Origin of the sequence: Methylobacterium sp. DB0501 (assembly GCF_011043735.1) — a bacterium.
Lineage (GTDB): Bacteria > Pseudomonadota > Alphaproteobacteria > Rhizobiales > Beijerinckiaceae > Methylobacterium > Methylobacterium alsaeris.
On sequence record NZ_JAAKGV010000003.1, the window covers coordinates 100,084 to 117,215 of the forward strand.

A 17,132-nucleotide genomic window follows, 5' to 3' on the forward strand; every position below is an offset into this window, starting at 1 on the left:
CGCGTCAGCGCCCCGCTGCGATGCGCGGATCGAGCCGGCCGTAGATCAGATCGACCACGAAATTCACCGTGATGACGAGGAGCGCCGAGACGAACACGATGCCGAGCAGCGTGTTGAGGTCGCGCTGCACCACCGATTCGTAGGCGAGCCGGCCGAGGCCGGGCAGCGCGAACACGCTCTCCACCACCACCGAGCCGCCGAGCATCGTGCCGGCCTGGAGCCCCACCAGGGTCACCATCGGCAGGAGTGCGTTGCGCAACGCGTGGTGCACGATCACCCCGGTCTCGCCCAGCCCCTTGGCGCGGGCGGTGCGGACGTAGTCGAGGCTCATCACCTCCAGCATCGAGGCGCGCATGATCCGCAGGTACGTGGCGAGGAAGACCAGCGCCAGCGTCAGGGTCGGCAGGACGAGGTGGCGGGCGATGTCGAGCACCCGGGTCAGGCCGGCATAGCCGGCGCCGACCTCCTCGAAGCCGCCGGCCGGGAGCCAGCCGAGATGGATCGCGAACAGCACGATCCCCATCAGGCCGAACCAGAACGAGGGCGTGGCGTAGAACATCAGGCCGAGCGTCGAGATCAGGGTGTCGGGCCATTGCCCGATCCGCCGCGCCGCCAGCACGCCCAGCACGATCCCGCCGAGGAAGGCGAGGGTGAGGGAAGCCCCCATCAGCATGAGCGTCACCGGCAGCCGCTCGGCGATCACCGTCGCGACCGGCTTGCCGTAGATCGCCGACTGGCCGAGATCGAGCTGCACCAGCCGCCACAGGTAGCGGGCGAGCTGGGCCGCCGCCGGCAGGTCGAGCCCGTAATAGCGGCGCAGCTCCTCGGCCGTCGCCGGATCGCCGCCGCCCATCTGGGCCATCAGGGCGTCCACGGTGTCGCCGGGGGCGAGCTGGAGCAGCAGGAACAGCCCCGCCAGGATGACGAGGAGCGTCGGCAGGCTGGCGGCGAGGCGGCGAAGCGCCAGGAGGAGGATGGTCATGAATGGGCCTGCCCTGTTTCCAGGCTGGCGCGCACGACCCTCCCCCCACGGAACTCGAGGTGGCCCGAGTTTCGCTCTCCTGTGCCCAAGTCGGGCAAGCCCGGCTTGGGTCGGGGGAGGCTGCCCCGCGAAGCGGGGCGGGAGAGGAGCAGCGCGACGCTGACCCAGGTGGCGCCCCTCACCGCGCCCGCGACCTCTCCGGAACCGTGGTTCTCTCCCGCCCCGCTTCGCGGGGCACCCTCCCCCGCAGAGGGGGGAGGGTTATACGTCGCGGGCGTCGTCAAGGCAGTGCTCACGCCTCGATCCACGCGTCGTGCCAGTCGCCCGAGCCCCAGCGCGGGGTGTTGTGATCCCCGTGCACGCGCTTGCTCGTCGCCGACAGGAAGGTGCGCTCGGTCATCATCCAGACCGGGATCTCGTCGTTCACCGCCTTGACCCACTGGGCGTAGAGCGCCTTGCGCTTCTCCGGATCCAGCTCGCTCGCCGCCTCGTCGGTGAGGCGGTCGACGAGGTCGGATTGCCAGCCGTACTGGTTGGTCCAGGGCGCGCCCTTCGGCGAGCCGGAGCGGTACCAGACGGTCGTCGAGACCGCGGGGTCGCCGCGATACTGGTGCCAGCCGGTGGCGAGGTCGAAGTTCCAGTCGCGGTAGACGGTGGAAAGCGCGCCCGCCGTGTCGAGGTTGACGATCTCGACCTTGATGCCGACCGCCTGCAGCGATTGCTGGATGAAGGTGGCGAGCAAGGGCACGTCCTCGCCGTTCATGATCGGCACGAGCTTGAGCGAGAACCGGGTGCCGCCCGCCCCGCGCTTGAACCCGGCCTCGTCGAGGAGGGCCGCCGACTTCTTCGGGTCGAAGGGATAGGGGGCTGGATTGTTCGGGTAGAAGGCGGTCGAGGAGGACGGGATCGGCCCGGTCGCCGGCTGGCCCAGCCCGTAGATGAAGTTCTCGATGAAGAACGGCACGTCGATGGCGTGCGCGATCGCCCGGCGCACCCGCACGTCGGCGAGTTCCTTGCGGCGGGTGTTGAATTCGAGCGTGTTGTTGAAGGCGTTGGCCTCCAGCCCCTTGCTCGACACGGTGAAGCGCTTGTCCGACTTCAGCCGGTCGAGATCGGCGAGCGCCAGCGCGTTGTAGGTCGAGAGCTGGACCTGGCCCGTCTCCAACGCCGCGGATGCCGCCGCCTTGTCGGTGATGAAGCGCCAGACGATCCGGTCGAGATAGGGAAAGCCCTCGCGCCAGTAGGTCGGGTTGCGCTCCGCGATGACGTGCTGGCCGCGCTCGTAGGAGACGAACTTGAACGGCCCGGTGCCGATCGGCGCGGTGTTGGCCGGGTTCTCCAGCACATTGGTGCCCTCGAAGACGTGCCGGGGCGCGACGTAGCCGAGGTCGCAGAGCGCCCGCAGCAGCAGGTTCAGCGGCATCGGCCGGGAATAGCGGAAGACGGCCGTGTGCGGGTCGGGCGTGTCGACGGCGTCGAGATAGAGTTGAAGCTGGGTGCCGTAGTTGAGGTATTTCTTCCACAGCTCCATCGCGGTGTACTGGACATCCGCGGAGGTGAACGGCTTGCCGTCATGCCAGGTCACGCCCTGGCGCAACGTGAAGGTCACGGTCTTGCCGTCGGGCGCCGCCTCCCAGGAGGTCGCGAGCACGCCGGCGGGCTTGCCGTCCTGGTCGAGGTCGACCAGCGGCTCGACGATCTTGGAAGTGATGACGTAGACGCCGGTCGAGGCGCGGATCGCCGGGTTGAGCACCCGCTGCTCGCCGTTGAGCTGCACCGTCAGCACGCCGCCGCGCCGGGGCGCTTGGTTGCCCCCTTGTGCGGCACCTTGCGCCAGCGCGCGCGTCAGGGCCGTCGGGCTCCAGGCGGCGGTGCCGAGCGCGAGGAGGCCGGCCCGCTTGAGGGCGTCGCGGCGGTCGATGATCATCCCGGGTCCCCGTCGTGTTGCGGGCGCCATCCTTGCTGCAACGCAGCGCCGGCGCAATGGACGAAGCGCGGCAATTTCCGCGTCATCCGGAGAGGCTTCGTCTCCTGCAGGCGCTTTCCGTGGATATTTGTCGTCCCCTGGCTCCGGGGACGGGGGCATCGCGTCGCGGACCGATCGGAGCGTGCGAGGAAACATCGGGCGCAACCTGGCGTTTGGCCTGACCGTCCTCATCCTCTCCGAGAGGCCCCCGATGACCGTCCCCGCCCGCGCCGCCGCTGCCGCCCTCCTGCTCGCCGCCCTGACGGGCGGGGCCCGCGCCGCCAACGACCTGCCGCCGCCGAAGACCGACGCGATGCCCCCGGTCGAGGTGACGATCACCAGCGAGAACGGCGTGCCGCGTTGCGCCCCCGCCGAGCTGCGCCTGCCGGCACAGACCAATGTCGACCTGCACGTGGTCAACCAGTCGAACGAGCAGGTCTCGCTCACCGCGCCGCAGATCTTCCAGAACAAGAACGTGCTGCACCACGACGGCGACGTGGTCCACGTGGCGAGCAACGACGCCTACCTGGTCAAGGCCAACGGCAAGGGCGAGATCCGCCTGCGCACCATCGCGCCGGGCGAGTACACATGGGGCTGCACCGCGACGACCAAGCAGGACAAGCCGTTCACGGGCAAGATGACGCTGGTCGATCCGACGAAGTAAAGGGTTCAGGGGGAGGCGAGGCATCCCTCCCCCCTGAACCCTGCGCGTCATCCCGGGGCGCGACGAAGTCGAGAGCCCGGGATCCATAGGCGCGGACGCCGGAGAAAGAGACGGAAAACGTCCCGCTTCCTCCTGAACTGTCAGCGGTTATGGATCCCGGGTTCCGCCGCTCGGCCCCGGGATGACGTCGCTGGCGTCAGGACCTTCGGCGGGATTCGATGTGCCCTGAATCCGACCTCACCGGAACGTCTTCCGCGGATCGAACGCGTCCCGCACCGCTTCCCCGGCGAAGATCAGGAGGCTCAGCGTCACGGCGATCACCGCGAATCCCGTCAGCCCGAGCCACGGCGCCTGCAGGTTGGCCTTGCCCTGCGCCAGCATCTCGCCGAGCGACGGCGAGCCCGGGGGCAGGCCGAAGCCGAGGAAGTCGAGGGAGGTGAGCGTGGTGATCGAGCCGTTCAGCACGAAGGGCAGGAAGGTCAGCGTCGCCACCATGGCGTTGGGCAGGAGGTGGCGGAACATGATGCGGCCGTTCGAGAGCCCGAGCGCGCGGGCGGCCCGCACATACTCGAAGTTGCGCGCCCGCAGGAACTCCGCCCGCACCACGCCGACCAGCGACACCCACGAGAACAGGAGCAGGATCCCGAGCAGCACGAAGAAGCTCGGCGTGATGATCGACGAGATGATGATGAGCAGGTAGAGCGACGGGATCGCGGTCCAGATCTCGATCACCCGCTGGAACACCAGATCGACCCAGCCGCCGAAATAGCCCTGGACCGCACCGGCCAGCACCCCGATCACCGACGAGACGATCGCCAGGGTGAGGCCGAACAGCACCGAAAGGCGAAAGCCGTAGAGCAGCCGGGCGGCGACGTCGCGGCCCTGGTCGTCGGTGCCGAGCCAGTTCCACTCGATGTCGCGGCAGGTCGAGCCCCCGGTCTTCTCCGCCACCGCCTTGCACTGGGCATCGGTGAGGAGCCAGGTCGGCGGCGCCGGGGCCGGCACCGGCAGGTCGAGGTTGTGAGTATTGTAGGAGAAGTGGATTGGCGGCCAGATCGCCCACCCGTGCTCGGCGATCTCCTTGGCGATCACCGGATCGCGGTAATCGGTCCGGGCGAGGAAGCCGCCGAACTTCTCCTCGGGGTAATCGACGACGATCGGAAACAGGATCTCGCCCTTGTAGGAGACCACGATCGGCCGGTCGTTGGCGATGAACTCGGCGAAGAGGCTGGTCACGAACATCACGCAGAACAGGACGAACGACCAGTAGCCGCGCCGGTTGGCCTTGAAGTTCGCGAGCCGCCGCCGGTTGAGCGGCGACAGCCGCCCGGTGCCGGTGGGGCCCGGGAGCGGCAGGCTGACGGGACCCGCCGCCGGGGAGGTGACGGGGATCGCGTCGAGCTCGGGGACGGGGGGACGCTGGTTCATGCGGCGTCCCCCGGCCGGGCGGTCACGGTCAGTCGAGATGCGTGGCGGTCACGTCGATCACGCCGGGCTTCAGCGCGCCGCTGCGCTCCAGGTGCTTGCGCAGCAGCTGCACGTTGCGGCGGTTGGCCTTGAAGGCGGCGTCGAACAGGTCGCCGACCAGCGGCACCGCACCGATGACGCCGTCGATCGCCACGTTCGCCGCCATGCGGGCGATCAGCCAGCGCGGCGCGCCGAGGCGCCGGGCTTCCCAGACGATGTAGGACGAGATCGCCGTGGTGATCGCGTCGCCGATCACCGGGATCAGGCCGACGATCGCGTCGAGGCCGATGCGCCGGTTGCCCGGCAGCAGGATCGCCGTGTCGAGGATGTGCGCCAGCAATTCCAGCCGCGCCATCACCTGCTCGGGCGTCGAACCGGCCATGGCTTGCCCGGCCTTGGCGCGCAACCCGAAGGCGTCGTCCTGCGCGAAGCGGTTCTCCTTGAACTCGGCTCCGTTGCCGAAGGAGCCTGAACCGAACGAGCCGGCCCCGAAGGGCGGGACGCGGCCGGCCGTCTGCGAAGAGGTCATCCCGGGGCTCCGGAGCGGGTGCGTGGTGCTCATGATCCGGGATGTGGCCCCGGCCTCCCGGTCCGACAAGGAGGTCCCGCATCACGCGGCGCGCCCGGGCGCGAGGCCGCGCAGGCGCTCGAGCGCGCGGTCGAGGGTGTCGTCGCGCTTGGCGAAGCAGAACCGCACGATGGTCCGCACCGGCTGGTCGACGTAGAAGGCGCTGACGGGAATCGCCGCGACGCCGTGCCGGCGCACCAGCCGCTCGCAGAAGGCGACGTCGTCGGTCTCGCCGAGCGGCGCGATGTCGAGATTGAGGAAGTAGGTGCCGGCCGAGGGCAGCACGCTGAAGCCGAGATCGGTCAGGCCGCCCGCGAAGCGGTCCCGGGCGCGGGCGAACTCGGCGCGCATGCCCTCGTAATAGGCGTCGTCCTTCGACAGGCCGTAGGCCACCGCCGCCTGGAGGTTCGGCGGCGTGGTGAAGGTGAGGAACTGGTGCGCCTTGGCGAGCCCCCGCATGAGGTGCGGCGGCGCCATCACGAAGCCGACCTTCCAGCCGGTGAGGGAGAAGATCTTGCCGGCCGAGCCGATCTTCACCGTGCGCTCGCGCATGCCCGGGAACGCCATCAGCGGCTTGTGGCGGCGGCCGTCGAAGACCACGTGCTCCCAGACCTCGTCGCAGAGCGCCACCGCGTCGAAGCGCCGGCAGAAGCCGGCGAGCCGCTCCAGGTCCTCGTCGGGGAAGATCGTGGCGGACGGGTTGAGCGGGTTGTTGAGCAGCACGACCCTGGTGCGCGGCGAGAAGGCGGCGGCGAGCGCCTCCTCGGTGAGGCGAAAGTGCGGCGGCGTCAGGGTGACGAAGCGCGGCACGCCGCCGGCCCGGCGCACCAGCGGCAGGTAGGCGTCGTACATCGGCTCGAACAGCACGACCTCGTCGCCGGGCTCGATCAGGGCCATCAGGGCGCCGGCGAGCGCCTCGGTGGCGCCCGAGGTCACCATCACCTCGGTGTCGGGATCGAGGTCGAGCCCCTGCCAGCGGGCGTAGTGCCGGGCCACGGCCCCGCGCAGCTCCGGCAGCCCCATCATCGGCGGGTACTGGTTCCAGCCCTCCACCACCGCCTCGGCGGCCTTGGCGCGCACGTCGGCCGGGCCCGGATCGTCCGGGAAGCCCTGGCCGAGATTGACGGCGCCGGTCTCCCGGGCGAGCGCCGACATCACCTCGAACACGGTGGTCGGCAGATCGGCGAAGATGGGGTTCATGCGGCGGCGACGGGTTCGAGGGCGAGAGGCGCCTCGCTACCACGCCGGGGGAGCGGACGGAACCGAGCCGGGCGGCATCGCGACCCCGCCGCGGAACCGCCTCGCGCCGCCGCGGCTTGCCGTCTCACGCGCTTGCCTGTCGAATACCTGCCCGTCGAATGCCGGAAGAAGGCCCCCATGCGCGACAACCCGGAGCGGAGCCGGTTCGAGCTCGAGGTGAACGGCGAGGTCGCCTATGCCGAGTATCGCCGTCAGCCCGGCACCCTCGTCATCGCCTACGTCTACGCGCCGCCGCGCCTGCGCGGCACCGGCACCGCCGACAGGCTGATGCAGGGCGTGGCCGAGGCCGCACGGGCGGAAGGCTTGCGCATCCGGCCGCTCTGCGGCTACGCGGCGGCGTGGCTGCGCCGTCATCGCGAGCACGGCGACCTGGTGGGCTGACCGCGCCATCGATGTCGGATCGCCCTGCGGCGAAGGCGGCCCCGAGCCCCGTCCCCACGCCGGGATCGTGCCGCCTCCCTCGCACGCGACATGCGTCCGTGCCGTCAATGGAACGAGGCGCGGTCCTGCGGATCGAGGGCCGATGACGGGCCCCGTCCTGCCAGTTCCAGAGCCTCCCTAAGGCTGTTCTGGCGGGAGACGGACGTTTCCAGCGCGACGGTCGCGTCGGGGGCCAGGGCCGCGAGGCCCGCGCCGTCGCCTCCGCCCTTCCGGCTTTCGAGGGCGGCGGCGATCGCACGCACCAGGTCGGGATCCACGGCAGTCTGGCCGCCGGTCCGGGGCCGCGTCTGGGCCGAGGCCGGATCGATGCCCGCCGGCGCGGCCGGGGCCGCGGCAATCCCGGTGCCGCGCGCCGACATTTGCAGCGCGAACAAGCCGTCGAGCGTCGACAGCGACATCGCCACGGGCGGCGATGCCGGCCCGGCCTGGGGTGGAGGCTTGTCCGGGACGGAGGCGGCCTTGGCAGCCAGGGGATTGGCGGCGAGGGCACCGGACGATGTCCGGTTCGTGAGGATCTGCCCCAGCAGGGACGCGCCCGTGACGATCATGCGACTCTCCGGTCCGACGAGCGACGCAGCCTTCGAGCTGGTTGCCGCCGTGCGGGTGCGGTCGCCTCCATGGGGGAGAGAGTACGGGCGCAGATCTCGCCTGATGGTGAGGCGCATCGGTCGAATTTGATGCAACCGGCGAAATCCCGTGCGTCGGCCGGCGCGGTCGCCGGCCTGCGATCCCGTTTTCCGATCGCGGCGAGGACCGCAGGGCCGTCCGGGGAAACCCGCGCCGTTCTTTTTCCCGACAGCTCCGCGGGCCTCGCCGAACGTGACCCCGCCGGACGTCACCCCGCCAAAGCCTCACCCCGCCAAGGCCTCACCCCGCCATGTCGAGCGGCGGCGCCAGGTCCGGCGGCAGCGGGCTGACATAGGGCGTGCGGGCCAGCCGCTCGGCATGGTCGGCCTTGGCGCGTGCGAGCAGGTCGGGGTCGCGCAGCACGTCGACCGCGGTGCCGGCCATCGCCTTGGCGACGTGGATCATCCCCTTGTGCGCCGCCGGGGTCTTGCCCTGCGCGGTCAGCTGCCAGGAATGGCCGGGGGTGCCGATGGCGTAGGTGGCGCCGCGGGCCTGCACGGTCGGCACCGCCCAGCTCACGTCGCCGACATCGGTCGAGCCCATCATCCGCTCGCCGTTGGCGCCGAGCGGCACCACCGTGTCGCAGAGCGGCGCATCGGTCACCGGCACGCCGAAGCGGCGATGGGCCGACACGATGTCCTCGCGGGTCAGCGTCGCCCGGATTTCTTGCGCGAAGGCGCGGTCCTCGGCGTCGAAGGGCGGGGGGCCGAGGCGCATCAGGTTGGCGTGCAGGGCCTCCTCCAGCGGCGGGTTCGCGAGCAGGTTCGACATCGCGCTCACCACCCGGCTCGTGACCGTGGTCTCGGTCATCAGCGCCGCGCCGTCGGCGATCTTGCCCACCCGCGCCGCGAGGTCGAGGAGGGACGGCAGGTCGGCGGCGCGCACGAGGTAGCGCACGGTGGCGCTCGCCTGGACCACGTTGGGGGCGATGCCGCCGGCATCGAGATAGGCGTAATGCACCCGCGCGTCGCTCGGCATGTGCTCGCGCAGGTAGTTGACGCCGACATTCATCAGCTCGACCGCGTCGAGGGCCGAGCGCCCGAGATGAGGCGCCGCCGCGGCGTGGGAGGCCTTGCCGGCGAAGCTGAAGTCGATGAGCTGGATCGCCAGCGAGACCGGCTCCCAGATCGACACGAACGGGCCCGGATGCCAGGTGATCGCCACGTCGACATCCCTGAACACGCCGTCGCGCACCATGAAGGTCTTGGCCGCGCCGCCCTCCTCGGCCGGGCAGCCGTAGTAGCGCACGCGGCCGGGCAGGCCCTCCTTGGCGAGCCAGTCCTTGACGGCGGTGGCGGCCAGCAGCGCGCCGGCGCCGAGCAGGTTGTGGCCGCAGCCGTGGCCGGCGCCCTCGCCCGGACGCGGCCGGTGCTCGGCGACGCCCGCCTCCTGGCTCAGGCCCGGCAGGGCGTCGTACTCGCCCAGGATCGCGATGACGGGACCGCCCTCGCCGGCCTCGCCCATCATGGCGGTCGGCATGCCGTCGATGCCCTCGGTCACCCGGAAGCCCTGGGCGCGCAGCATCGCGGTGTGCTCGGCGGCCGAGCGCACTTCCTGGAAGTTTAGTTCCGGCATTTCCCAGACCCGGTCCGAGAAGGCCGTGAACACCGCCGCGTGCTCCTCGACGTGCCGCCAGATCGCCTCGCTGTTGTGCATGTTTCCTCGCGCTGTCGGGGCGTTGTCGGGCGTTTGCCCCCGCCCCTTGTCGCATGATGGAGGCCGGGCGCCATGCGCCCGGCTCCGGTCTGGGCTGCGCGAAGTTAGGTCTTGGAGGCGTGGGCCCGCCGCGCCAGCGCCCGATCGACGAAGCCGAGGCGGTCCTGGCCCCAGAACAGCTCGCCGTCGAGGACGATCGTCGGCGAGCCGAACACGCCGAGGCGTTCCGCCTCCTCGCCGTTGCGGCGATACTGCGCCTGGACCGGCTCGCTGCTCTCGGCGGCCACGAGCGCGGCGCCGTCATAGCCGTTCTCGTCGGCGATCGCCCGCCGCACCGCCGGATCGGCGATGTCGCGCTCCTCCGCCCACAACGCCCGCAGGATGGCGTGCGAGAGCGGAAACGCGTCGAGCCCGGCGAGTTGCGCGGCGATGACGGTCCAGCCGGCATGCTTGTTCCAGTTCGCCGCCGGGTTCGCCATCGGGTAGTGCCGGGGCGTCACGTTGAGCGGCAGGCCCAGGTAGTCGCTCCAGCGGGCGAGCTCGACGGCATGATAATCGCGACGCGGCTGCGGCCGGGTCCGGATCGGCACGCCGCCGGTCTTCGGCACCACCTCCTGGAAGTCGAAGGGCTTCAGCACCAGCCGGGCGCGGTGGCGGCGCACGATGTCCTGGAGCTGCGGCCCGCCGAGATAGGACCAGGGCGAGGACAGGCTGTAGAAGCAGGACAGTTCGACCATCGGGATCTCCGGGACGGGCAGGGAAAAGGCGGGTCATGGATATCCACCAGGACGGCACGGCCGTGAAGGGTCTGACAGCTTTGGTCGCCGAGGTGCGGCGCGACCTTGCCCGCCTGAACCATCCGCCCGCCCCCTGGACCCTGCCGGTGGAGGGCCCGGACGGGCGCCCCGCCCTCGACGTGCTGGTGGTCGGCGCCGGGATGTGCGGCCAGACCGCCGCCTTCGCGCTCCTGCGCGAGGGCGTCGCGAATCTCCGGGTCGTCGACCAGGCGCCCCGCGGCGCGGAGGGGCCGTGGGGCACCTTCGCCCGGATGGAGACCCTGCGCTCGCCCAAGCACCTGACGGGGCCGGATCTCGGCATCCCGTCGCTCACCTTCCGGGCCTGGTGGGAGGCGCAGGTCGGGGAGGAGGGCTGGCGCAGCCTCACCAAGATCCCGCGCCTCGACTGGCTGCGCTACCTGCTGTTCGTGCGCGACACGGTCGGCGTGCCGGTCGAGAACGACACCCGCCTGACCCGGCTCTGGCCGGCGGACGGCCTGATCGGGGCCGCGATCGAGGGGCCGGGCGGCCCCGAGACGGTGTTCGCCCGCAAGGTGGTGCTGGCCTGCGGCCGCGACGGCTCGGGCGGGCGGCGGATGCCGGCCTTCGCCCGCGGCGGGGAGGGGCGCCTGTTCCACTCCTCCGATCCGATCGATTTCTCGCGGTTCCGCGGCGGCCGGGTCGCGGTGCTCGGCGCCTCGGCCTCGGCGATCGACAACGCCGCCACGGCGCTCGAGGCCGGTGCCGCGGAGGTCACGCTGTTCGTGCGCCGGTCGCGGTTTCCGCAGGTCAACAAGTCGAAATGGGCCGCCTTCCCGGGCTTCCTGCGCGGCTACGCCGCCCTCGACGACGCGAGGCGCTGGGCCTTCACCACGTATATGATGGGCGAGGGCACGCCGCCGCCGCACGAATCGGTCCTGCGCTGCACCCGCCATCCGGGTTTTTCGGTGCGGTTCGGCGAAGGCTGGAGCGGGATCGAGGAAACACCCGACGGCCTGGCGATCGAGACCGCGAAGGGGCGCTACCCGGTCGATGCCGCCGTGGTGGCGGTCGGCTTCGACATCGACCTGACCCGGCGGCCGGAGCTGGACCTCTTCCGCGAGGCGGTGCTGACCTGGGGCGAGAGGGTGCCCCCCGCCGAGGCCGAGGCCCATCCGGAGGCCGCCCGCTTCCCCTATCTCGGCGACGGCATGCAGATGCTCGAACGGGTGCCGGGCCGGCTGCCGGATTTAGGCCTGCTGCACGTCTTCAACTGGGGCGTCACGGTGAGCCACGGGGCGCTCGCCGGCGACATCCCGGGCCTCGGCATCGGGGCGACGCGGCTCGCCCAGGCCCTGGTGCGCGACCTGTTCGTGTCGCAGGCCGACGCGCACTTCCCCCGCATGGTGGCGCACGAGGATGCGGAACTGGAACCGACGCCGTTCTTCGTGCGGCGGGAGGAGCGGTGACGGACATCAGGGGTCCACCGATACCTCTCCGAAGTCCTCGTATCACCCACCGTTAGAATGCACGCGCTCCCCTTTCCCGGACGACCGGAGCGATAGCGGAGGGAGATCCGGGAAAGGGGTGGCTTGCGACCACGCGGGTGCCCGCTCCGTGTCGCGGTTACGCCCCGTGCTGCTCGATGATCCGCCGCTGGATCTCCGGGTACCGCGCCGCGATCTCGTCGGCGGGGGCGTCGAAGATCGTCCGGTGCATCGCCATGGCGCGCAGCACGCCCGCGACCTGGGGCAGGGTGAAGCGCCGCGACAGCAGGTCCTTCATCGTCTCGGCCACGAGCCGGCGCAGCAGCATCCGCCGGTACTGCGCCCGCTTCGCCGGCAGCATCGTCGAGTGGCGCCGCAGGAAGAAGGCGAGGTTGAGGAGCTGCAGGGCGATGACGGTCTGCCGCGGCAACCGGCCCGACGAGATCTGGAAGTGGTGCAGCCGCGCCCGGGGCGCCACCACCAGGGCGCCGTGGCGGGCGACGCGGTGGCAGAAATCGGCGTCCTCCAGGGCCGCGTAGTAGCGCAGGCTCGGGTCGAACATCTCCCGGCGGGCGATCTCCGCCCGCACCGTCAGGGCGTAGCCCGGGATGGTGTGGGTGGCGTAGGCCCCCCGGTCCGCCGCCAGGGTCCCCGCCAGGCCCTCCGGCAGGGCCGCGTCGGCGAAGCGCGGGCTGTCGTAGGGCATGAAGGTCTGCTCGTGGCTCATCATCAGCACGTGCGTGTAGAACAGCCGCCCGGCCCGCGAGCCCGCGAGCGCCGCACCGAGACGCCCGAGCCGGCCGTGCCGGATGCCCTCGTGTCCTGTCACCTTGTGGTGGAAGTCCTGCGAGCGGGCGGTCGGGCTGTCGGGCACGCCGCTCGCGCCGACCGCCGCGAGCCGCCCGGCCTCGTCCGCCTCGTAGAGGGCGAGGATCTCCGCGGCGCAGTCGGGATGCATGAAGGAGTCGTCGTCGATCAGGAACACGATGTCCGACGAGACGAGGTCGATCGCCTGGTTGCGCTGGGTGGCCGAGGATTTGGTCGTCGCCGGGCGGTAGTGCAGCGGGATTCCGGACGGGCGGACCAGGGCCGTCACCGCGTCGCGGCTCGCCGCCCAGCCGTCGCTGGCATCGACGATGGCGATCTCCCGCGGCGGGCGCGACTGCGCCAGCGCGAGGCGGACGCATTCGAGGAGCGCGTCGCCGCGGTTGATGGTGGCGACGGTGAGGGCCCAAGAGAGCGGCCGGGAAAGCGGCATGGATCACCACGGGGCTGATCGGCGTGCGGAGTCCGTCAGCCTCGCACGGCTTGCTCCGGCCGGGGAGCGCCGCGTCCTCCCCAGTTCGGCGAGACGCCCCTTCGCCGATCGGCGTAGCCAGGACCCGGGATGTCAGGGCGGAGGGATCCGCCCCGGCGCCTTGCCGCGGATGAGCGCCATCACGGCCTCGTCGCGCTCGGAGATCAGGCGGGCGCCGCGCTGGAAGCTCACATAGGCCCAGAGCCAGCGCAACGTGACGACCAGCCGGTTGTGGAAGCCGACCAGCAGGTAGACGTGGGCGACGCCCCAGACCAGCCAGGCGGGGAAGCCCCGGAGCTTGACGCGGTCCCACTGCACCACGCCGGCATTGCGCCCGATGATCGCCAGGTTGCCGCGGCTGCGGAAGCGGAACGGTGCCGGGGCCTTGCCGTGCAGGATGCGGTCGCGCAGCGACCGGCCGAGATAGCGGCCCTGCTGGTCGGCCACCTGGGCGAGGCCCGGCAGGGGCGTGCCGTCCTCGGCCTTCGCCATCGCGAGGTCGCCGAGGGCGTAGATCCCCGGGCGGCCGACGACCGCGAGGTCCGGCCCCACCGGCACGTGGCCCTGGCGCGTCGTCTCGACCCCGAGCCAGTCGCCCGCCGGCGAGGCCCGCACGCCCGCGCCCCAGACCACGGTGGCGGCCGGGATCAGCTTGCCCTGGACGGTGATGCCCTGCTCCGACACGTTCTCGACGGCGTGGTCGGTCAGCACCGTGACGCCGAGGCGCTCCAGCGCCCGCTTGCTGTAGGCCGAGAGGTCCTCCGAGAAGGTGCCGAGCACCCGGGGCGCCGCCTCGATCAGCAGGATCCGGGCCTGCTTCGGGTCGATGCGGCGGAAGTCCTGCGACAGGGCGTGGTGGGCGAGGCCCGCGATGGCGCCCGCCATCTCGACCCCGGTCGGCCCGCCGCCGATCACCGCGAAGGTCATCAGCCGCTCGCGGGCGACCGGGTCTTCCTCGCGCTCCGCCGCCTCGAAGGCCAGGAGCACCCGGGCGCGGATCCGGCGGGCGTCGTCGAGGGTCTTGAGGCCGGGGGCGTAGCGCTCCCATTCGGGGTGGCCGAAATAGCTGTGGGTGGCGCCGGTGGCCAGCACCAGCGTGTCGTAGGGGATGCGGGTGCCGTCGCGCAGGAGCGCGGCCCGCCCCTCGACGTCGATCCCCTCGACCTCGCCCATCAGCACCCGGACGTTGCGGTCCCGGCGCAGGATCGCCCGGATCGGCTCGGCGATCTCGCCCGGCGCGATCACCGCCGTCGCGACCTGGTAGAGTAGCGGCTGGAACAGGTGGTGGTTGCGCCGGTCGATCAGCGTGACCTCGATGCCCTCGGCCCCCCCGAGGCCGCGGGCCGTGGTGAGCCCGCCGAACCCGCCGCCGACGATCACCACCCGGTGCGGTCCCGAGACCGGGACGGGCGTGCGGTGCGGCCCGGCCGCCGGGCCCGATTCGAGGGCGGTGCGGTGGAGGGGTTCGGACATGCGGCTCTCTCGCGGCTCTCTCGCGGGCGGTGGGGCGGCCGCGCAAGCCCCGGCCGGGACTTGCCGAAGCGGCGCTCTCACCCAAGGTTACGCCTTCGGTGCGGGCTGGAAATCCCCCCTCTTGTGCCCCCTTCCGGAGCGTCCGCGGCGCGCCCGGCCCGCTGCGTCGAGCTCGCGAGATCTTACGCGGTTCCGGCGGGCGCCGGGCGGCCCCGGACTCTCGGCGAAGCTGTAATTCACAGTCCAGATTTGTATAAAACGGCATACCTCGACGGCCCGCGGGATTTCCGCTACCCGTGCGGCGGACCACGCATCCTCGAGGGAGAGACACACCATGGCCGACGCTACCGCCACCTCGGAGACCGGCCGCCGGATCGGTCACGGCCGGGTCTACGATTCGATCACCGAGACCATCGGCAACACGCCGCTGGTGCGCCTCAACCGCCTCGCCAAGGAGCGCGGGATCGACGCCGAGATCCTGCTGAAGCTCGAGTTCTTCAACCCGATCGCCTCGGTGAAGGACCGCATCGGCGTCAACATGATCGACGCCATGGAGGCCGCCGGCGTCCTGAAGCCCGGCGGCACCCTGGTGGAGCCGACCTCCGGCAATACCGGCATCGCGCTCGCCTTCGTGGCCGCCGCCCGCGGCTACCGGCTGATCCTGGTGATGCCCGAGACGATGTCGCTCGAGCGGCGCAAGATGCTGGCCTATCTCGGGGCCGAGCTCGCCCTCACCCCCGGCCCGCAGGGCATGAAGGGCGCGATCGCCAAGGCCGAGGAACTCCTGAAGGAGATTCCGGGCGCGATCATGCCCCAGCAGTTCAACAACCCGGCCAATCCCGAGATCCACCGCAAGACCACCGCGGAGGAGATCTGGAACGACACGCAGGGCCAGCTCGACGCCTTCGTGGCGGGCGTCGGCACCGGCGGCACCATCACGGGCGTCGGCCAGGTCATCAAGCCGCGCCTGCCGCACCTGCGCGTCGTCGCGGTCGAGCCGGAGGATTCCCCGGTCCTGTCGGGCGGCCAGCCCGGCCCGCACAAGATCCAGGGCATCGGCGCCGGCTTCGTTCCGGGCGTGCTCGACCGCGGCGTGATCGACGAGGTGGTGACGGTCTCCAACCAGACCGCCTTCGACACCGCCCGCCTGCTCGCCCGGATCGAGGGCATCCCCGGCGGCATCTCGACCGGCGGCAACGTCGCGGCGGCGCTCGAGATCGCGGCCCGGCCGGAATTCAAGGGCAAGCGGATCGTGACGGTCGCCTGCTCGTTCGCCGAGCGCTACATCTCGTCGGCCCTGTTTGAGGGGCTGTGAGAGGTCCGGGGCGGGGTCCTTCGGGGCTCCGCCCGTTCTGAAGGCTCGTTCGAGCGGTCGCCGAGGGATTGCCCCTCACGCGGAGTTCGATTCCTCCGCGCCGTTCCGGGCTCCGCCTTCGCGGCCCCGGGACGACCCGCCGGGTGTCGGATCGTCGGCGAGAACCGGGCGGCGCGCTCACGCCACCAGTTCGGGCCGCCGCTCCTCCTCGCAGGCGCCCCGGCGGAACAGCGCGGCACAGCGCGACTCGCGGTGGACGCTGAGGATCGACGCCCGGTCGATATCGGGATTGTCGGCGAGAATCCGGCGCACGTCCTCGACGAGGCGGCCGTAGCGGTCGGCATCGTAGCCGCTCTCGAGCGGGCTGACCGCGATGTAGGCCTCGACGACCAAGACCTTCTCGGACTTCTCGCGGGACACTTCGGCCGCGATCCAGGCTGATTTCACCAGACGGTTCGGGTTGACCATCGGCGTACCTCCGTTCTCGTCGGGCCACTCTGCGGCGGCTCAGTCAGGGCAGACTGCGACATCGTGCGCCGTCTGCCAACTCCGCGTGTGCTGCAAAGCTCCGTTATGTCGCAGGCTCGCCATGCATTCGGTGCATGGAACCGGGGATCCCGGATTGCGGGCTCAGAGCGGCAGCAGCCCGTCGCTCTTCACCTCCTCCATCACCGCGTAGGTGCGGGTGTTGTTGACTCCCGGCAGGCCCAGGAGGCCCTCGCCGAGGAAGCGGCGATAGGCCGGCATGTCGGCGACCCGGGCCTTGACCAGGTAGTCGAACCCGCCCCCGACCATGTGGCATTCCAGGACTTCCGGCGCGCGCCGCACCGCCGCTGCGAAGCGCGCGAAGGCGTCGGGCGTGGTCTTGTCGAGGGAGACTTCGACGAAGACGAGCAGGCTCAAGCCCAGGAGCTGCGGGTCGAGCCGCGCCCCGAACCCGGTGATCACCCCGTCCTTCTGCAGCCGGCGCAGGCGCTCGCCGGTGGCGGTCGGCGACAGGCCGACCCGCTCGGCCAGTTCCACGTTCGGGATCCGGCCCTCGCGCTGGAGGATCCGCAGGATCTGCCGGTCGATCCGGTCGAGCGCGTCCGTCATTCTCTCTGCCAAAGCCCCGTTTCGCCGCCGATCCTGCGGCCAAACCCCGATATGCGCCATCGAAGCGCGGCGAAAAGCC

At 71.3% G+C, this 17,132-nt stretch carries 16 protein-coding genes; 4 read left to right on the forward strand and 12 right to left on the reverse strand.

Annotated elements, in window-relative coordinates; translation table 11 throughout:
* Nucleotides 1-4: 4 nt before the first annotated feature.
* Both G4G93_RS06155 and G4G93_RS06160 read right to left on the reverse strand, forming a co-directional pair.
* Nucleotides 5-982, reverse strand: a complete 978-nt coding sequence (locus G4G93_RS06155) for an ABC transporter permease (RefSeq protein WP_165082279.1) — start codon at nt 980-982, stop codon at nt 5-7.
* Between the two features lie 292 nt (nt 983-1,274).
* Nucleotides 1,275-2,909 (reverse strand): ABC transporter substrate-binding protein, encoded by a 1,635-nt coding sequence (locus tag G4G93_RS06160; RefSeq protein ID WP_165082281.1) that lies wholly within the window; start codon nt 2,907-2,909, stop codon nt 1,275-1,277.
* Between the two features lie 250 nt (nt 2,910-3,159).
* On the opposite strand from G4G93_RS06160, the gene G4G93_RS06165 reads away from it, so the two are divergent.
* Nucleotides 3,160-3,612, forward strand: coding sequence for a hypothetical protein (locus tag G4G93_RS06165; protein ID WP_165082283.1), 453 nt, complete (start codon nt 3,160-3,162; stop codon nt 3,610-3,612).
* 237 nt (nt 3,613-3,849) lie between these two features.
* On the opposite strand, the gene G4G93_RS06170 is transcribed toward G4G93_RS06165, so the two are convergent.
* The 3 genes from G4G93_RS06170 to G4G93_RS06180 form a co-directional block, all read right to left on the reverse strand.
* On the reverse strand, nt 3,850-5,040 hold the full coding sequence (locus G4G93_RS06170; RefSeq protein ID WP_165082285.1) for an ABC transporter permease: 1,191 nt from the start codon (nt 5,038-5,040) through the stop codon (nt 3,850-3,852).
* Between the two features lie 28 nt (nt 5,041-5,068).
* Nucleotides 5,069-5,461 carry a DUF4112 domain-containing protein gene (locus G4G93_RS06175; protein WP_165082663.1) on the reverse strand — a complete coding sequence of 131 codons (393 nt, stop codon included), beginning with the start codon at nt 5,459-5,461 and terminating at the stop codon, nt 5,069-5,071.
* Between the two features lie 228 nt (nt 5,462-5,689).
* On the reverse strand, nt 5,690-6,847 hold the full coding sequence (locus tag G4G93_RS06180) for an aminotransferase (protein ID WP_165082287.1): 1,158 nt from the start codon (nt 6,845-6,847) through the stop codon (nt 5,690-5,692).
* Between the two features lie 177 nt (nt 6,848-7,024).
* Between G4G93_RS06180 and G4G93_RS06185 the strand changes: the two genes are divergently transcribed.
* Nucleotides 7,025-7,288 (forward strand): GNAT family N-acetyltransferase, encoded by a 264-nt coding sequence (locus G4G93_RS06185; RefSeq protein ID WP_165082288.1) that lies wholly within the window; start codon nt 7,025-7,027, stop codon nt 7,286-7,288.
* Between the two features lie 104 nt (nt 7,289-7,392).
* Here the strand turns inward: G4G93_RS06185 and G4G93_RS06190 are convergent, their stop codons facing one another.
* The 3 genes from G4G93_RS06190 to G4G93_RS06200 all read right to left on the reverse strand — a co-directional run bounded on the left by G4G93_RS06190 (nt 7,393) and on the right by G4G93_RS06200 (nt 10,368).
* Nucleotides 7,393-7,896 (reverse strand): hypothetical protein, encoded by a 504-nt coding sequence (locus tag G4G93_RS06190; protein ID WP_165082290.1) that lies wholly within the window; start codon nt 7,894-7,896, stop codon nt 7,393-7,395.
* Between the two features lie 319 nt (nt 7,897-8,215).
* A complete protein-coding gene (locus G4G93_RS06195; protein WP_165082292.1) occupies nt 8,216-9,631 on the reverse strand; it encodes a M20 family metallopeptidase in 1,416 nt (471 codons plus the stop codon).
* A 104-nt stretch (nt 9,632-9,735) separates the two neighbouring features.
* The gene (locus G4G93_RS06200; RefSeq protein ID WP_165082294.1) at nt 9,736-10,368 is read right to left on the reverse strand and encodes a 2-hydroxychromene-2-carboxylate isomerase; all 633 of its coding nucleotides are present in this window, start codon (nt 10,366-10,368) and stop codon (nt 9,736-9,738) included.
* A 35-nt stretch (nt 10,369-10,403) separates the two neighbouring features.
* On the opposite strand from G4G93_RS06200, the gene G4G93_RS06205 reads away from it, so the two are divergent.
* A complete protein-coding gene (locus G4G93_RS06205) occupies nt 10,404-11,855 on the forward strand; it encodes an NAD(P)-binding domain-containing protein (protein ID WP_165082296.1) in 1,452 nt (483 codons plus the stop codon).
* 157 nt (nt 11,856-12,012) lie between these two features.
* Here the strand turns inward: G4G93_RS06205 and G4G93_RS06210 are convergent, their stop codons facing one another.
* Both G4G93_RS06210 and G4G93_RS06215 read right to left on the reverse strand, forming a co-directional pair.
* Nucleotides 12,013-13,131 carry a glycosyltransferase gene (locus G4G93_RS06210; RefSeq protein WP_165082298.1) on the reverse strand — a complete coding sequence of 373 codons (1,119 nt, stop codon included), beginning with the start codon at nt 13,129-13,131 and terminating at the stop codon, nt 12,013-12,015.
* A gap of 132 nt (nt 13,132-13,263) precedes the next feature.
* Entirely contained in the window at nt 13,264-14,643 is a 1,380-nt protein-coding gene (locus tag G4G93_RS06215) for an NAD(P)/FAD-dependent oxidoreductase (protein WP_165082300.1), read from the reverse strand.
* 334 nt (nt 14,644-14,977) lie between these two features.
* Here G4G93_RS06215 and cysK point away from each other — a divergent pair, with 334 nt between their 5' ends.
* On the forward strand, nt 14,978-15,958 hold the full coding sequence (cysK, locus tag G4G93_RS06220) for a cysteine synthase A (RefSeq protein ID WP_165082302.1): 981 nt from the start codon (nt 14,978-14,980) through the stop codon (nt 15,956-15,958).
* Nucleotides 15,959-16,135: 177 nt separating this feature from the next.
* Here the strand turns inward: cysK and G4G93_RS06225 are convergent, their stop codons facing one another.
* Both G4G93_RS06225 and G4G93_RS06230 read right to left on the reverse strand, forming a co-directional pair.
* Nucleotides 16,136-16,426 (reverse strand): hypothetical protein, encoded by a 291-nt coding sequence (locus G4G93_RS06225; RefSeq protein WP_165082304.1) that lies wholly within the window; start codon nt 16,424-16,426, stop codon nt 16,136-16,138.
* 162 nt (nt 16,427-16,588) lie between these two features.
* Nucleotides 16,589-17,053 (reverse strand): Lrp/AsnC ligand binding domain-containing protein, encoded by a 465-nt coding sequence (locus tag G4G93_RS06230; protein WP_165082306.1) that lies wholly within the window; start codon nt 17,051-17,053, stop codon nt 16,589-16,591.
* Between the last annotated feature and the right edge of the window lie 79 nt (nt 17,054-17,132).

Bases quoted from the DNA above. Each gene is read 5' to 3' on its own strand.
- G4G93_RS06155 (WP_165082279.1), bottom strand. From the start codon at position 982: ATGACCATCCTCCTCCTGGCGCTTCGCCGCCTCGCCGCCAGCCTGCCG.
- G4G93_RS06160 (WP_165082281.1), bottom strand. From the start codon at position 2,909: ATGATCATCGACCGCCGCGACGCCCTCAAGCGGGCCGGCCTCCTCGCG.
- G4G93_RS06165 (WP_165082283.1), top strand. From the start codon at position 3,160: ATGACCGTCCCCGCCCGCGCCGCCGCTGCCGCCCTCCTGCTCGCCGCC.
- G4G93_RS06170 (WP_165082285.1), bottom strand. From the start codon at position 5,040: ATGAACCAGCGTCCCCCCGTCCCCGAGCTCGACGCGATCCCCGTCACC.
- G4G93_RS06175 (WP_165082663.1), bottom strand. From the start codon at position 5,461: ATGGCCGGTTCGACGCCCGAGCAGGTGATGGCGCGGCTGGAATTGCTG.
- G4G93_RS06180 (WP_165082287.1), bottom strand. From the start codon at position 6,847: ATGAACCCCATCTTCGCCGATCTGCCGACCACCGTGTTCGAGGTGATG.
- G4G93_RS06185 (WP_165082288.1), top strand. From the start codon at position 7,025: ATGCGCGACAACCCGGAGCGGAGCCGGTTCGAGCTCGAGGTGAACGGC.
- G4G93_RS06190 (WP_165082290.1), bottom strand. From the start codon at position 7,896: ATGATCGTCACGGGCGCGTCCCTGCTGGGGCAGATCCTCACGAACCGG.
- G4G93_RS06195 (WP_165082292.1), bottom strand. From the start codon at position 9,631: ATGCACAACAGCGAGGCGATCTGGCGGCACGTCGAGGAGCACGCGGCG.
- G4G93_RS06200 (WP_165082294.1), bottom strand. From the start codon at position 10,368: ATGGTCGAACTGTCCTGCTTCTACAGCCTGTCCTCGCCCTGGTCCTAT.
- G4G93_RS06205 (WP_165082296.1), top strand. From the start codon at position 10,404: ATGGATATCCACCAGGACGGCACGGCCGTGAAGGGTCTGACAGCTTTG.
- G4G93_RS06210 (WP_165082298.1), bottom strand. From the start codon at position 13,131: ATGCCGCTTTCCCGGCCGCTCTCTTGGGCCCTCACCGTCGCCACCATC.
- G4G93_RS06215 (WP_165082300.1), bottom strand. From the start codon at position 14,643: ATGTCCGAACCCCTCCACCGCACCGCCCTCGAATCGGGCCCGGCGGCC.
- cysK (WP_165082302.1), top strand. From the start codon at position 14,978: ATGGCCGACGCTACCGCCACCTCGGAGACCGGCCGCCGGATCGGTCAC.
- G4G93_RS06225 (WP_165082304.1), bottom strand. From the start codon at position 16,426: ATGGTCAACCCGAACCGTCTGGTGAAATCAGCCTGGATCGCGGCCGAA.
- G4G93_RS06230 (WP_165082306.1), bottom strand. From the start codon at position 17,053: ATGACGGACGCGCTCGACCGGATCGACCGGCAGATCCTGCGGATCCTC.